The organism is Prescottella soli (assembly GCF_040024445.1).
GTDB classification, from domain to species: domain Bacteria; phylum Actinomycetota; class Actinomycetes; order Mycobacteriales; family Mycobacteriaceae; genus Prescottella; species Prescottella soli.
The window spans coordinates 3251779-3266563 of record NZ_CP157276.1 but is presented as its reverse complement, the minus strand read 5'-3'; the positions used below and the strand labels follow the sequence as shown (position 1 = coordinate 3266563).

The 14785-nt window shown below is 68.9% G+C and carries 11 protein-coding genes; 7 read left to right on the top strand and 4 right to left on the bottom strand.

Annotated elements, in window-relative coordinates:
- Positions 1 to 2: 2 nt before the first annotated feature.
- From ABI214_RS15245 to ABI214_RS15235, 3 genes are all read right to left on the bottom strand, one after another.
- Complete coding sequence (locus ABI214_RS15245; protein WP_348603367.1) at positions 3 to 977, bottom strand: alpha/beta hydrolase; 975 nt, start codon at positions 975 to 977, stop codon at positions 3 to 5.
- Between the two features lie 92 nt (positions 978 to 1069).
- Complete coding sequence (locus ABI214_RS15240) at positions 1070 to 1711, bottom strand: TetR/AcrR family transcriptional regulator (protein ID WP_348603366.1); 642 nt, start codon at positions 1709 to 1711, stop codon at positions 1070 to 1072.
- Positions 1712 to 1968: 257 nt separating this feature from the next.
- The gene (locus ABI214_RS15235) at positions 1969 to 3114 is read right to left on the bottom strand and encodes an alkaline phosphatase family protein (protein WP_348603365.1); all 1146 of its coding nucleotides are present in this window, start codon (positions 3112 to 3114) and stop codon (positions 1969 to 1971) included.
- A 118-nt stretch (positions 3115 to 3232) separates the two neighbouring features.
- On the opposite strand from ABI214_RS15235, the gene ABI214_RS15230 reads away from it, so the two are divergent.
- From ABI214_RS15230 to ABI214_RS15200, 7 genes are all read left to right on the top strand, one after another.
- Positions 3233 to 4240, top strand: a complete 1008-nt coding sequence (locus ABI214_RS15230) for an NAD(P)H-dependent glycerol-3-phosphate dehydrogenase (protein WP_348603364.1) — start codon at positions 3233 to 3235, stop codon at positions 4238 to 4240.
- A gap of 98 nt (positions 4241 to 4338) precedes the next feature.
- On the top strand, positions 4339 to 5808 hold the full coding sequence (locus ABI214_RS15225; protein ID WP_348603363.1) for a flavin-containing monooxygenase: 1470 nt from the start codon (positions 4339 to 4341) through the stop codon (positions 5806 to 5808).
- Between the two features lie 62 nt (positions 5809 to 5870).
- On the top strand, positions 5871 to 7121 hold the full coding sequence (aztD, locus tag ABI214_RS15220) for a zinc metallochaperone AztD (protein ID WP_348603362.1): 1251 nt from the start codon (positions 5871 to 5873) through the stop codon (positions 7119 to 7121).
- A 186-nt stretch (positions 7122 to 7307) separates the two neighbouring features.
- On the top strand, positions 7308 to 7787 hold the full coding sequence (locus tag ABI214_RS15215) for an alpha-isopropylmalate synthase regulatory domain-containing protein (protein WP_348603361.1): 480 nt from the start codon (positions 7308 to 7310) through the stop codon (positions 7785 to 7787).
- Positions 7788 to 7967: 180 nt separating this feature from the next.
- Complete coding sequence (locus tag ABI214_RS15210; protein ID WP_348603360.1) at positions 7968 to 11243, top strand: protein kinase domain-containing protein; 3276 nt, start codon at positions 7968 to 7970, stop codon at positions 11241 to 11243.
- Positions 11244 to 11889: 646 nt separating this feature from the next.
- Positions 11890 to 13101 carry a glycosyltransferase 87 family protein gene (locus ABI214_RS15205; RefSeq protein ID WP_348603359.1) on the top strand — a complete coding sequence of 404 codons (1212 nt, stop codon included), beginning with the start codon at positions 11890 to 11892 and terminating at the stop codon, positions 13099 to 13101.
- Between the two features lie 139 nt (positions 13102 to 13240).
- Positions 13241 to 13855, top strand: a complete 615-nt coding sequence (locus tag ABI214_RS15200; protein WP_348603358.1) for a lipocalin family protein — start codon at positions 13241 to 13243, stop codon at positions 13853 to 13855.
- A 4-nt stretch (positions 13856 to 13859) separates the two neighbouring features.
- Here the strand turns inward: ABI214_RS15200 and ABI214_RS15195 are convergent, their stop codons facing one another.
- Positions 13860 to 14507, bottom strand: a complete 648-nt coding sequence (locus ABI214_RS15195) for a TetR/AcrR family transcriptional regulator (protein ID WP_348603357.1) — start codon at positions 14505 to 14507, stop codon at positions 13860 to 13862.
- Positions 14508 to 14785: the final 278 nt, after the last annotated feature.

The window sequence follows — 14785 nt, the reverse complement described above, 5'->3', positions numbered from 1 at the left end:
GCTCACGCCGAGTGCCGGCCGCGGTATCCCAGTGCGCGGCGGACGAAGTCGAGGCTGAGCGTGACCGTCATCGCGGCCTCCTTCAGCACCGTGCCGAACACCGGGTACGCGTGGATCTGCCCGCTCCACACGTGGGTCTCGACGGCCTGCCCGGCGTCCTCGAGCAGGCCGGTCATCGCCTCGACGTCGGGGCGCATCAGCTCGTACTGCGCCACGCTGAAGAACACCGGCGGGTACAGGTGCGGGTCGGCCTCGATGGGCGAGTCGGCGCCGACGATCGGCTCCGGACCGCCCGCCCACAGATCCTTCAGGTTCTCCACCTGACTCATCGGCAGGTACGCGTCGCGGCGCATGTAGTCCGGATCGTGCTTCTCGAGGGCCAGGTTGAGCAGCGGCGAGTAGCCGATCACCGCGGCGGGCGTCACCATGCCGCGCGTCGCGGCCAGCTCGGCGACCTTCATCGCGAGGTAGCCGCCGGCCGAGTCCCCGGCCAGGATGATCTTCGTCGGGTCGTCGCACCTGCCGAGCAGTTCGGTGTAGGCGGCCATCGCATCGTGGATCGAGGTGCCGATGCCGCCGGCGGGGAGCTGCCGGTACTCGACCGAGACCACCGGGACCCCCGCCCGCGCGGCCAGCACCGCGCACAGGCTGCGGTGCGAGGACAGGCCGCAGAACACGAAGGCGCCGCCGTGGAAGTAGAGGATCGTGGCACCGGCCAGCGAGTCCGCCGCCTTGCGGGGGTGGGTGATCCGCTCGCTCGGGACCCCGCCCAGCGTCGTGGGTTCGACGACGACCCCGTTCGGCCGCGGCAGCCGGTCGACGACCTTCTCGAGCCGTCCGAGCACCGCCAGCCCGCGATCGGTCATGGGCCACGCCGCGAACAACGGTTTGACGAAGATGCGGGCGAACCAGAACACCAGCCAGGCCCGCAGGCTCACCTTCCAGTGCCTGATGATCGTCGTCTCGCGCGTTCGCATACTGCCCCCAGCCGTCCTCCGCACAGGGGTGGCCTGGTCCACCCCGTCCGCCACCATAGAGTCCGACGCTTCCCGGCGCAGCGACTCGCTCGTCACACTTGCCGGAGCGGTGCCCGATCGCTCACGGTCGTCGCCCCGGCCGCGGGCATGACACCGTGGAGCACGATGTCGACGAGCGTCGATGCCAGCCGCTCCTGGTCCTGGACGTCGCGCGCCGACTGCGCGAAGATCGCGGCGCCGGCGATCGCGTCGAGGAGGGTGTCCGCGTCGATGCCCTCACGCAGTTCGCCGGCGTCGACCGCCCGGGCGATCCGGTCGCCGAGTTCCTCGCGGACCACCTCGAGTTGGTCCGTGACCAGAGCCTTGCGCAGTTCCGGGTCGCTGCGGCCCTCGCTCATCAGCCCCGGCACGGCCTCCCGCGCCGCCGCATCGCCGAACAGCGCAACCGCGCCGTACGTCAGTCGGCCGATCTCCTCGGCGATATCGAGGTCGTCGGACACGTTCTCCGACTCCATCACGGGATACACCGCGTCGTGCACGATGTGCGCCTTCGACGGCCAGCGTCGGTAGATGGCGGGCCGCCCGGCACCGGCGCGTGTGGAGATCGCGTCGATCGTGGTCCCGGCGTAGCCGTTCTCGATCAGTAGCTCCCGCGTCGCCCGCAGAACGGCCTCGTCGATCGCAGGATCTCGTTGCGGCCCAAGCCGATGCTGCGCCTGCCGCTTCCTGGACATTGCTCGAAACCCCTTGCATCGCGTTTGTGACGGCCGTTACAGAGTGTAACGGCTTAGCCGTTACAGAGTGTAACGGCTTAGCCGTTACAGGTTGTAACGACTCGAGCTTACCGCGCCGCCAACACCCCGGAAAGTGGAGCGAATGACTTCCGTATACGCTGCACCGCAACGCTTTTCGGAACTCGACATATTGACGAACCGATATCGCCCCGGGGCCGGCAATTCGTGCCGATTCCGGGCTCGCGTGCGCGAGATCGTCACACCTGCAGGAGCGGAACCAGCAGTTCGTCGTCGGTGAGCGCACCGTGCTGGCCGCTGAGCATCGACATCCGCGGTTCCACCTCGGTGCGCACCACGGCGGTGCCGCCGCGGGCGATGGCCACCACGTCGCCGATGCGGCGCACCGCGGCCGGCGTCGGGTCGGGCCCGATCAGCCCGGCCGCCACGACGTCGTCGCGGGTCCCGACCCAGGCCCGCTCTCCGAGCACCTCGCGCCAGCGGCGCAGCACCGCGACGGTGCGGCCGGGCTCGGTGTGGACGTACCGACAGCGGGCCTCGCCGGTGAGCGCCGCAACCCCGTCCGACAGGTCGGTGGTGATGTCGAAGTCGATCCGGTCCGACGGGTCGACGTCGGCCATGCCATGGTCGGCGGTCACCAGCAGGTGGACGTCGGGGCCGAGTCGGGCGACGAGGTCCTCGACGAACCGGTCGACGATCGTCAACTGCGCCACCCAGCCCTCGGATCCGGGCCCGTACACGTGCCCGAGGGTGTCCATCTGGCTCAGATAGCAGTAGACGAGCGTCCGTTCGCCGGCCGTCGCGGCGTGGACGGTCGCGTGCAGCAGGTCGCCGTACGCGACGGTGCCGACGAATCGGGCACCCCGCAGCGTGGCGCGGGTGAGACCGCTGCCGGCGAACTCGCGCGGCAGGACCGTCGACGCCACCACCCCCGCGGCGGTGGCCCGCTCGAAGACGGTGGGGGACTGTTGGATCCGCTCCGGCACCACCCGCGTCGACGCGTCGCGTCGATCCCCGACCCGCTGCCACCGCAGCCAGTTGAACGGCCCACCCGCCTCGGCGACATCGGAGACGTACCCGGTGATTCCGTGTCGGCCGGGCGGCAGCCCGGTGCCGAACGATGCCAGCGACGTCGCGGTGGTGGTCGGGAATCCGGCCCGGATCGGACGCGCCTCGATGCCGTTGAGGAACGGCGCGGCATCGAGGTTGCGGCGCAGCAGGTTCCATCCGAGGCCGTCGATCAGCAAGACCACCGTCCGATCGGTCTCCGGCAGCCCGAGCCGGTTCGACTCGCCCGCGACACCCGACGAGGCGAGCACCGACGGCAGCACGTCCGCGAGCGTGGGCTCGGCGTACACGTCGTGCAGCGGCAGGTCGTCCGACACGTAACCGACTGTAGGCGCGCACCGGTGTCGAGTTCGGGGAATCGCCACCGCTGACCCGCCGAGAGTGCCAACCTGAAGTCATGACCTGCCACGACGTCCGCGCACGAGGTGATCGCTGATGGCCCGACCAGTCCGCGTGGTGGTGCTCGGCTCCGGGTCGTGGGGCACCACGGTGGCGGGACTCGCGTCCCGGAACACGCCCACGCTGCTGTGGGCACGGCGCCCCGAGACGGCCGACGAGATCAACACCGTGCACCGCAACTCGCAGTACCTCGGCGACCACGTCCTGCCGGACGGCCTGCGCGCGACGTCCGACATCGTGGAGGCCGCGAACGAGGCCGACGTGCTGGTGGTGGGGGTGCCGTCGCACGCGATCCGCAGCACGCTCAGCCTCATCTCCAACGAGGTCCGCGCCTGGGTGCCCGTGCTCTCGCTCGCGAAGGGCCTCGAGCCCGGCACCCGGCAGCGACCCACCGAGGTGATCTCCGAATGCCTGCCGGGCCACCCCGTCGGACTGCTGGCGGGGCCCAACATCGCCAGCGAGATCGCCGACGGCCTGGCCGCCGCGGCGGTGGTCGCCACGCAGGACGAGGACGTCGCGACGGCGCTGCAACCGCTGTTCGCCTCCAAGGTCTTCCGCGTGTACCGCAACACCGACGTCCTGGGCTGCGAGCTCGGCGGGGTGCTCAAGAACATCGTCGCGATCGCGTCGGGCATGGCCGACGGCCTGGGCGTCGGCGACAACACCCGGGCGATGGTCCTCGCCCGCGGGCTCGCGGAGATGACCCGCCTGGGCGAGGCGATGGGCGCGAACCCGCGCACGTTCGCCGGGCTCACCGGCGTCGGCGACCTGATCGCCACCTGCATGAGCCCGGCGTCGCGCAACCGGCGCGTTGGTGAGGCCATCGCCCGCGGGCTCACCGTGGACGAGGCGGTGGAGGAGCTCGGGCAGGTCGCCGAGGGCGTCAAGACCGCACCGACCGTGATGGAACTGTCCCGCGACTACCGCGTCCCGATGCCGATCGCGGCCGAGGTGGAGGCTGTCGTGGCCGGCCGGCACACGCCCGCCGAGGCCTACCGCGGCCTGCGGAAAGTCCAGCCGGGCGGCGAGGACGAGGTGGCGTGAACCGCCCGACCGATTTGTCTTGAACACCGTTCAAGTTGCACACTGCTGACGTCGGGCGGCGAGGGAGGCGCTGCACAGATCTCGAGGCAGGAAGCAGCGTGTCCCAGCAGGTACGTCACACCCGGGTACTCGTCGTGGGCGCCGGTTTCGCCGGACTCGGGATGGCACTGGAACTGACCCGCCGCGGCGAGCGCGACTTCGTGATCCTCGAGAAGGCCGACGCCGTGGGCGGCACGTGGCGGCAGAACACCTACCCGGGTTGCGAGTGCGACATCCCGTCGGTGCTGTACTCGTACTCCTTTGCCCCCAAACGGGATTGGTCGAGTTCGCACGCCGCGCAGCCGGAGATCCTGGACTACCTGTCCGAGCTCACGGAGCGTCACGATCTCGGGGAGCGCATCGAGTTCGGCACCGAGGTGGCGGGCGCGCGCTGGAACGAGACCGATTGCCGCTGGCATGTTTTCGACCGGACGGGACGCGAGTTCGTGGCGCGGTACCTCGTGATCGCGTCGGGCGCGCTCAACATTCCCCGGCTCCCCCGCATCCCGGGTGCGGAGACCTTCACCGGCCAGGCCGTGCACTCGGCGACGTGGCACGACGACGTCGACCTCACCGGCAAGCGCGTGGCAGTGATCGGCACCGGCGCCAGCGGGGTGCAGGTGGTGCCCCGGATCGCCCGGGACGCCGCGAGCCTGCGCGTGTTCCAGCGGACCCCGGCCTGGGTGCTGCCGCGCCGACGGTTCCGGGCGGCAATGGCCGTCAGCCGTCGGAGCACGCTGGCCCGCAAGGCATTCCGTGCGGCCACCTACTGGGGTGCGGAATCGCTGGCGATCGGACTCGGCCGCAGCCCCCGGCTGCTCGGGGTCACCGAGGCACGCGCCCGCCGGCACCTGCGCCGCCAGGTTCCGGACGCGGACCTGCGCGCGGCCCTGACCCCCGACTACCGGATCGGGTGCAAGCGCATCCTGCGGTCCAACGACTTCTACCCGGCACTCGGCCGCGAGAACACGACGCTCGTCACCGACGCGATCACCGAGATCCGCCCCGACGGCATCGTCACCGCCGACGGCACCCACCACGAGGTCGACGTCATCGTCCACGCGACGGGCTTCCGGGTCGCCGGCGCCCTGAACCGCATGCAGCTGGTCGGACGGGACGGGGTGAGCCTGCTCGAGCGCTGGCAGCGGGGCGGCGTCCGCACCCACCTGGGCATCACCGTCTCCGGGCTGCCCAACGCGTTCTTCCTCTCCGGCCCCAACACCGGACTGGGACACAACTCGGTGATCGTCATGATCGAGGCGCAGATCGCGTACGCGCTGGACGCGATGCGCCTGGCCGACGACAGCGGCGCGGACGCCCTCGACGTCCGCGCCGACGCCCAGGACGCGTTCGACTCGGTTCTGCGGGAGCGCCTCACGCGGGGCGTGTGGAGCACCGGCGGATGCACCAGCTGGTACCTGGACAAGCTCGGCTCGAACCACGCGCTCTGGCCCGGCTCGTCGTGGGGGTACCGGCGGCGCACCCGGCAGGTGGACGCGGGCGACTTCGAGATGCTGCATGCCGCGTGACATGCACGAATGCATATTTTCGCCTTTGACAATCATTTTCATTAGAAGATAGACCTTGCGGCATGATCCGCATCGATCCCACTCCCCGACGACTCACCCTCGCCGCGTCCGTCGCGACGTGCGCGGCCCTGCTCGCCGGCTGCTCGGGCACCGGCGACGGCACCGAGACCGCGACGGCCGGCGCGCAGACCACCACGTCCAAGCCGTTCCAGGCCCGTGCCGCGACGCCCCGCCTGGCCCTCACCTACGACGGCGGCATCCTCGTGCTCGATGCCGAAACCCTGTCGGTGGTGGGCGAATCCGAGATCGACGGCTTCAACCGGCTGAACCCGGCCGGCGACGAGCGGCACGTGATCGTCTCCACCGAGGGCGGCTTCCGTGTGCTCGATACCGGCACGTGGTCGGAGGCACACGACGACCACGCCCACCACTACACCACCGCGCCCGCCCTCACCGACGTCACGTTCGACGCCGACAAGCCCGGCCACGTCGTCCGGCACGCCGGACGCACGGTGCTGTTCGACGACGGGACCGGACGCGTCGAGTCCTTCGACCCCGCCGCGCTGGAGGACGGCCGCCCCGAGACGTCGTCGTTCACCACCCCGCACGCGCACCACGGCGTCGCGGTGGAGCTGGCCGACGGCCGCCTGATCACCACGGTCGGCGACGAGAAGACCCGCACCGGCATCGTCGTCTACGACGCCGCGCGCACCGAGATCGCCCGCAGCGAGCAGTGCCCGGGCGTGCACGGCGAGGCGGTCGCCGCCGACGAGGCGGTCGTCTTCGGCTGCCAGGACGGCCTGCTGATCTACCGCGACGGCGCGATCACCAAGGTCACCAGCCCCGACCCGTACGGGCGGATCGGCAACCAGGCCGGCTCGGAGGACTCCGCCGTGGTCCTCGGCGACTACAAGAGCGACCCGAACGCCGAGCTGGAGCGTCCGCAGCGCGTGTCCCTCACCGACACCGCGACCGGCGAGCTGCGGCTGGTCGACCTGGGGACCAGCTACACGTTCCGGTCGCTCGGCCGCGGGCCGTTCGGCGAGGCCCTGGTCCTCGGGACCGACGGCGCGCTGCACGTGATCGACCCGGCGACCGGTGCCGTGGCGCGCCGGGTGCCCGTCATCGCCCCGTGGACCGAACCCGAGAAGTGGCAGTCGCCGCGGCCGGCGCTGTTCGTGCAGGGCTTCACCGCGTACGTCACCGATCCCGCCACCAATCGGATCCACGCCGTCGACGTCGAGAAGGGCGAGGTCACGGCCACTGCCGAGCTGCCGCACACCCCCGACGAGATCACCGGCGTCCGCGGTTGAGGGTTGCGTGTGCCCCAAACCGGAGGTTGCGTGTACCGAGGAGTCGCGCTTAGACTCCTCGGTCATGCAGCGCATCGAGGTAGTAGTTCACCGCCGTAGCGGGGTCTGAATCGGACCGACCCCTCGCTGCGGGTCGTTGAGCTATTCACCGTCGGTCCTTCCTTCACTTCAGGAAGACCTCGAAAAATGCGCACCTCCCAGGCTCTCGCCACCACCACCGCTTCGTTCTCGGACGATCCGTTCTCCCGCCGTTTCGGCTCCCAGCTGCCGCGCGACATGCGCGCGCAGGCCCAGGGCCTGAGCTGGACGGAGTTCACCCAGCGCTTCAGCCCCACGGGTGGCCCCGTCCGCCTGGGCAGCTGGGAGGCCGCCGGCCGCGGCGCCGGTTGCAGCACCTACACCGCGACCCTCGGCCTCGGTGACAGCATCACCTCGGCGTCCGCCACCGCCACCGGCCCGATCGCCGCGCTCACCTCGATGTTGTACGACGCCGGATTCCAGATCGAGATCCTCTCGTTCCACCAGCAGCGCACGTCGGCCGGCACCGCCACGTTCGTCCTGTGCGACCACGACGGCGAGCGTCGCTGGGCCATGGCCATCGGCGACGACTGCATCTCGTCGTCGCTCGACGCGATCATCGCCGGGGCCAACCTGCTGCATCGCTGAGACCGGTCTTCGAACCGCGGCGGGCGGCGTCCACGGGAAGCCGGGATCTCGTCAACGCACCCCCCGGCGGCCTATCCTGAGGGACGCGTCATACGAGGTGGGTATGTATCGGATCTCGGAGTCACGAACGGTTCGGGCGCCGCGCCCGAAGCCCTCGCGCTGGAATGGGTCGACCAGCCCATGACCGGTCCCGGCGGACACGAGACCCAACGCGACGTCGCGACCGGGGCCGGGGCCGCCGCCGAGTTGCGCGGTGCCGGTTTCGACGACGTGCAGCAGATCGGGTCCGGCGGGTTCGGTGTCGTCTATCGCTGCGCGCAGCCGGAACTGGACCGCACCGTCGCCGTGAAGGTGCTCACCGCCGACCTCGACGAGGAGAGCCTGACGCGCTTCCTGCGCGAGCAGCGGGCGATGGGCCGGTTGACCGGGCACCCGAACATCGTCAACGTCCTGCACGTCGGAACCACGGCCGGCGGCCACCCGTACATCGTGATGCCGTATCACCCGCAGGGTTCCCTGGAGGAGCGGATCCGTCGGGACGGTCCACTCGAGCTGGACGAACTGGTCCACCTGGGCGTCAAGATGGCCGGGGCGTTGGAGACCGCGCACCGGCTCGGGGTGATCCATCGCGACGTGAAGCCCGGGAACATCCTGATCACCGAGTACGCCGAACCCGCGCTCACCGACTTCGGTATCGCCCATGTCTCCGGGGGTTTCGAGACCGGCTCCGGCGCCGTCACCGGATCACCGGCATTCATGGCTCCGGAGCTGATCGAGGGCAGCCCACCGAGCCCGGCCTCGGACATCTACGGACTCGGCGCCACCTTGTTCTGCGCCGCCACCGGCCACGCCGCATTCGAACGCCGCAGCGGCGAACGCCTCGTCGTGCAGTTCGTGCGGATCACCTCGCAGCCGGTTCCGGATCTACGACGAGAAGGCATCCCCGACGAGGTGAGCTCGGTCATCGAGCGGGCGATGTCCGCCGCCCCCCACGAGCGTCCCACCGCCACCGAATTCGGTGATGCGCTGAGACAATTCCAGCTCCACCGCGGTCAACCCGTCGACGACATGGCGCTGCCCACCGGACCCGGCGACACCACACCCGCGACGCCGGCGGCGACCGTGCCCCCCGTTCGGCACCGGGACCCGACGCTGCCTCTGGAGCTGACCAGCTTCGTCGGCCGCCGACGTGAACTGACCGAGATCAAGAACGACCTCGCGGCGTCACACCTGGTGACCCTGACCGGGATCGGTGGCGTCGGCAAGACCCGCCTCGCACTGCGGGCCGCCGCGGATGTGCGGCGCGGGTTCGACGACGGGGTGTACCTCGTCGAGCTGGGCGAGGTGGGCGACGCGTCTCTCGTGGTGGACATGGTCGCCGCCGCCCTGCGACTGCAGAATCGATCTCCGAGCTCACTCGAGGACGTGGTGATGGAATTCGTCGCGTCGCGACACATTCTGCTCGTACTGGACAACTGCGAGCACGTGATCGAGGCGGCCGCCGACATCGCGCAATCAATGCTCCGCGCCGGCCCGCGGCTACGGATCCTGGCCACCAGCCGTGAACCCCTCGGCATCCAAGGTGAAGCGGTGATGCGTGTGCCACCGCTGGCAATACCCGACCACGAAGGCCGACGGGCCGCTGCGAAGACGCCCGCGAGCGAGGCGATGACCCTGTTCACGGAACGGGCGGCGGCCGCGGAGCCCGGGTTCGAGTTGACCGACAGCAACAGGACCACGGTCGCCGAGATATGTCGCCATCTCGACGGCTTGCCGCTGCCGATCGAACTGGCGGCCGCGCGCATGAGGGCGATGTCGCCGCAACAGATCCTGGAGCGGCTGACCGATCGGTACAAGCTGCTGGCCATGGGACCGCGCGGCGTGCCTACCCGCCTGCAGACACTGCGGATGTCCATCGACTGGAGCTTCGAACTCCTACAGCCCCAGGAACAGCTGTTGTGGGCACGCCTGGCGGTGTTCGCGGGCAGCTTCGATATCGATGCTGCGGAGGGCATCTGTGCGGCAGACATGCCGACAGAGGAATTGCTCGACCTGGTGACGTCACTGGTCGACAAGTCGATCCTGATCCGGGTGCCGGGAAAGTCGGTCGCGCGCTACCGGATGCTCGAGACCGTGCGCGAATTCGGGCGGGAGAAATCGGAGCAGTCCGGCGAGTCCCCGGCATTGCGCCGGCGGCATCGCGATTGGTATCAGCAGCTGGCGCTGGACGCGGAGGCCGATTGGATCAGTCCCCGCCAGATCGAGTGGATGGCCCGCCTCGACCGCGAGCTGCCGAACCTGCGTGAGGCAATGACATTCAGCCTGACGGAAACCAGCGAGCCGGACGACCAAACGGGCCTACGGATCGCGGCGGCGCTGTTCCCCTTCTGGCTCTCGCGCATCGGATTGTTCCGCGAGGGGAGGCACTGGCTCGACCTCGCCCTGGCGCACTCCCCTCGCCGGCCGACCGCGGAGCGCCTCAGCGCGCTGCAGGCGGCCAGCATGCTCGCCGGACTTCACGGCGCCTTCCCTGCGGGAACCGCCCTGATCGCGGAGGGGCAGTCGCTGCTCGAGGAGCTCGACGACCCGGTGAGCGCCACCCGCCTCGCCCTGGCCGACGGGTTCCTCTCGCTCTACGGAGCCGAGCCGGACCGCGCAATCGAGCGCCTGCACGCAGCCATCGAAACCCTCGGCACACACGACATAGTCCCCCATGTGGTCGTCGGGATCCAGGTGGTCCTCGGATGGGCGTACGGAGTGCTCGGCGACATCGCGAACTCCATGGAATGCAATGACCGGGTACTCGCGACAACGGAGGCCCACGGTGAATCGATGTTCCGCTCCTACGCGCTCTGGGGCAGCGCCATCGCCCGATGGATGGAGGGCGACCTGGACCAGGCGCGTCGATCGGCGGAGGAGGGACTTCGACTGATCCGGTCGGTCGACGACCCCGCCGCCGGAGCCATATATCTCGGGGTACTCGGCTGGATCGCATCGAGTGCCGATCAGGCGACGCGCGCTGCCGTGCTGTTGGGCGCGGCCGATTCGTTGCGCCGCACGATGGGACTCCTCATGTTCCCGCGGATAACCGCCCTCGACGCCGAGTGCGAACAGCGCGTTCGTCGGTCACTCGGGGAGCGAGCGTTCGACGCTGCCCTCCGCACCGGCGAGGCGCTGAGCTTCGACGAGGCCGTGGCCTACGCCCTCCACGAACGGCCCGAGCCCTCGATGCCGCAGACGGGGCCGGGTCCGGACTCCGCGCTGACCAAACGCGAGCAGCAGATCGCGGAGCTCGTCGCAGAAGGCCTGACCAACAAGGAGATCGCCACTCGACTGGTGATCTCGCCGCGAACCGCCGAGGGCCACGTGGAGCACATCAGGACCAAACTCGACTTCGCATCACGTGCGCAGATCGCGGCCTGGGTCGTCGAGCGAAAGCAGGCGGAGAACTCGTAAACGGGCACTACAGGACCGAGCCGGAGGCGTAGCCTGCCTACCCTCCCTAGGCGCAACTGCGACGCAAAGCTGTTGCAGGCCATGACCTGCCTGCTGCATCGCTGAGAGATCGGCTGCTCCAGTCGGCCGGCCTGTGCCGCTGCGCCCTCTCCCGTAATGTTTCGGCAGCTTCATCTGATATACCGGTTGTCCGTTATGTTTCCGGGGGTAGATCGGTATGAAGCGCTCAATTCTCGCCCGCACCGGCGCGCTGGCGATCGGACTCGTGGCCGGTCGATCCGGGCCTGGGCGCTATCGGCGTCCCCGTCGATGTCACGAACCTCGTGCGGGCAGGCGGATCGGGACGGAAACCCACACAAGCTCGACGCCCCCTTCGACATGGGCGTCTTCGGGTCCCTCGCCACGACACCCGCGACAGGCGTCTTCATCTATCCGGGGATGACCCCCGGTGTGTATCCGAGCAGCCAACATCGCTGAGTGGAAAGGACCGTTCCCAATCCGTTAGCTTTGCTTAGCTTCTAGACCGGGGGAAACGTTCAGGATGAATCTGTCCAGTACGCGCAAGAATCGCCGAGATCTGCAGGTCGCGGATTCAGAGGTGAGGAATGCACAAGGGAATCGTCTGTTGACTGCGAGATGGCCATCGATGGGGGCCATTTCGCTGGCGATGATCGCCGCGACCATTCTGCTGTTCACGACGGTCGATCCGTGGATGCCGTACACCGGCCTGTTCGCAGGGGGCTTCGATCTGGACGTGTACCGGGACGGTGCCCGGCATGCGGTGGCGGGCCTACCGCTCTACACAGATCCGGTGATCCACGGCCTGCTCTATACGTACACACCGTTCTCGACCGTGCTGTTCGTTCCGTTCGGACTGCTCCCGACTGGGACGGACAAGTACATCTGGATGGGGATCAACGCCGCTTTGCTGGCCGCGATCATCGCGTTGTGCTGGCGGATGCTCCGCTACCGCATCACCGTCCGCGTCGTCGCTGTCTCGGTCCTACTCGCGAGCGGCTGCTTGTTCCTCGAACCGGTGCGGACGACGTTGTTCTTCGGCCAGATCAACTTGGTCCTGATGGCGCTGGTGCTCTGGGACGCCTCGCGCGGTGAGCGGAGCCGACTGAAGGGCGTCGGCGTGGGGATCGCCGCGGGAATCAAGCTCACGCCGGCCTACTTCGTCCTCTATTACCTGGTGCTTCGGCAGTGGCGGGCCGCAGCCGTGGCAGTCGTGATGATCGCCGCGACCGTCGGCGTGGGTTGGGCTGTGCTTCCCAGGGATTCGTGGCAGTACTGGAGCGAGACGTTCTTCGATTCCACCCGCATCGCCGACGAGAGTCACGCCGCGAACCAGTCGCTGCGTGGCGCCCTCGCCCGCATCATCGGCGACCCTGCGCCCACGTGGCTGTGGCTTCTGCTTGTCGCAGTGGCGGTCTCGGTGAGCATGTGGGTGGCGGCCCGACTCCACCGCACCGGCGAGACGCTACTCTCGATCACCGTCGCCGGCCTCACCTCTTCAGTGGTGTCTCCGTTCTCCTGGAGCCACCACTGGGTGTGGTTCGTGCCGCTCTTCGTGTACCTCGCGCATCGCGCCCTGAAGAATTCGTGGTGGTGGCTCGCGATAGTCGCGCTCTTCGTCGCCGCGGGATCGTGGTCCTACCGGTGGCCCGACGGCCGAGTTGTGGTCGGCCTCTATCTCTTCCGACCAGCCTGGGCTCCCTGGGACGTTCTCGTGAACCTCTACCTCGTGGCCTACGTCGCCGTCATGGGCGGTGCGGCCGCCATCGCTTTTCGCAGATCACCGGCGACGAGCAAGACCTCTCCGTCCTCAGTCCCCAGCCTTCCCCTGGCAGCGTGAATCCGCGCCGTGTCGACGCTTGACGCGATCATCGCCGGCGCCAACCTGCTGCATCGCTGTTGATCTTCCGTATCCATCCGTTGACCGGAGCGGCACAGAATACTGAGTGACCGCTCCTGTCGACGCTGGAAGGATCACCATGCGCGCCACCCGGAAGCTCACCATCGGGCTGATCGCCGCCGCAGCCATGGCAGCTGTCGCCGTCCCCGCCGCCGCCCTGCCGCCCGGTTCGGCCGATCCGTGGCAGCCACTCCCTCCGATCCCGTTTCTCGACGTCGCCCGCTACGTCGGCACGTGGCACCAGCTCGCGGCAGTGCCGCAGCCGTTCAACCTGAACTGTGCCCGCGACACCCGCGCCACCTACGGCGTGATCGACGCGTCGAACATCAGCGTAAACAACACGTGCACCACGTGGACCGGCGCCGCCGACGGCATCACAGGCAACGCACGCGTCAACGACCCGACGACGAACGCTCAACTGCACGTGAGCTTTCCGTCGGTGCCGATGCAGGACTCTCCCGACGGCCCCACCAACTACGTCGTCACCTACATCGCCGACGACTACTCGTGGGCGCTGGTCGGGGATCCGGCCCGGTTCTCCGGGTTCGTGCTGTCCCGCACCCCGGCGGTGACCGCGCAACGGTGGCAGGAGATCCGCGGCGTCGTCGAGTCGCGCGGCTACAACGCGTGCCTGCTGCTGACCTCGCCCACCACCGGCGGGCGCCCCGACATCGCCCCGCTCTGCACCGTCTGACGCGCTATCGACCGAGGAGACGGTCGACGCCCCCGATCAGGAAGGCGACCTGGTCTTCGTAGAAGTCCACCAGCCATTCGACCGACGGCCCCGACGGCCCCGACGACCCCGGAGCCCAGTCGTCGGCACGACCGAGCGCCTGGATGAAACCCATGAGCGCGATGGCCCAGCGCGATTCCAGCCGTGCCGCGTCGGTGTCCGGGAACGCCCGTCGTACCTGCTCGAGCAACCGGTCCCGGAGATCCTGTTCCGTCGCGTCCAGAGCGGGATGTCCCTGCGGCGCGATCTGCATGACGATCTTCATCCATCGCATTCCGCGAGTGCGGTGCCGCAGCAGCAGATCCCGATACGGGTCGGTGACCGCGCGAATCAGGGACTCGACACCGGGACGCTCGGGTGCCGCGGCGAGTTCGTCGACGTTGACCCGGATCCGATCGCGAACCCCCGCACCCATGTCGAGCAGGACCGCGGCGAGCAGATCGTCCTTGGTGCCGAAGTGATAGTGCACGGATGACGGGCCGAGTCCCGCGGCCGCGTTCACCGCCCGCAGGGACACCGCATCGACGCCGTCCGCGGCGAAGAGGCGCTCGGCAGTCTTCACCAACCGCGCCCGGGTCGCGTCGCCCTGCCGATTCTGCTTGGCACCTGTCATGAGACGAGCTTGGCAGGTGGACCGTGCACCGACCGCACCGAGGGGACTCTCGGAGACGCCTCGTCGGGTCCGCAACAGGGGTCTCCTCGTCGTGCGCACCGGCATCTCATCGCTCCCGGTAAGTGGATCAGTTGATCTAACTAATCTCACACGCCCTCAAGTATGTCAACACCAAAATCCATTGACAGAAAGGATTTACGCGCATCAACTTACGCCGAGCTTTGCCCCTTTCTGGATCAGTTGATCCATGCTAGACATGGCGACCAGAGTGAGTGACC

Excerpts from the sequence above, each read along its gene's own strand:
- ABI214_RS15245 (WP_348603367.1), bottom strand. The coding sequence starts at position 977 with ATGCGAACGCGCGAGACGACGATCATCAGGCACTGGAAGGTGAGCCTG.
- ABI214_RS15240 (WP_348603366.1), bottom strand. The coding sequence starts at position 1,711 with ATGTCCAGGAAGCGGCAGGCGCAGCATCGGCTTGGGCCGCAACGAGAT.
- ABI214_RS15230 (WP_348603364.1), top strand. The coding sequence starts at position 3,233 with ATGGCCCGACCAGTCCGCGTGGTGGTGCTCGGCTCCGGGTCGTGGGGC.
- aztD (WP_348603362.1), top strand. The coding sequence starts at position 5,871 with ATGATCCGCATCGATCCCACTCCCCGACGACTCACCCTCGCCGCGTCC.
- ABI214_RS15215 (WP_348603361.1), top strand. The coding sequence starts at position 7,308 with ATGCGCACCTCCCAGGCTCTCGCCACCACCACCGCTTCGTTCTCGGAC.
- ABI214_RS15210 (WP_348603360.1), top strand. The coding sequence starts at position 7,968 with ATGACCGGTCCCGGCGGACACGAGACCCAACGCGACGTCGCGACCGGG.
- ABI214_RS15205 (WP_348603359.1), top strand. The coding sequence starts at position 11,890 with ATGGGGGCCATTTCGCTGGCGATGATCGCCGCGACCATTCTGCTGTTC.
- ABI214_RS15200 (WP_348603358.1), top strand. The coding sequence starts at position 13,241 with ATGCGCGCCACCCGGAAGCTCACCATCGGGCTGATCGCCGCCGCAGCC.
- ABI214_RS15195 (WP_348603357.1), bottom strand. The coding sequence starts at position 14,507 with ATGACAGGTGCCAAGCAGAATCGGCAGGGCGACGCGACCCGGGCGCGG.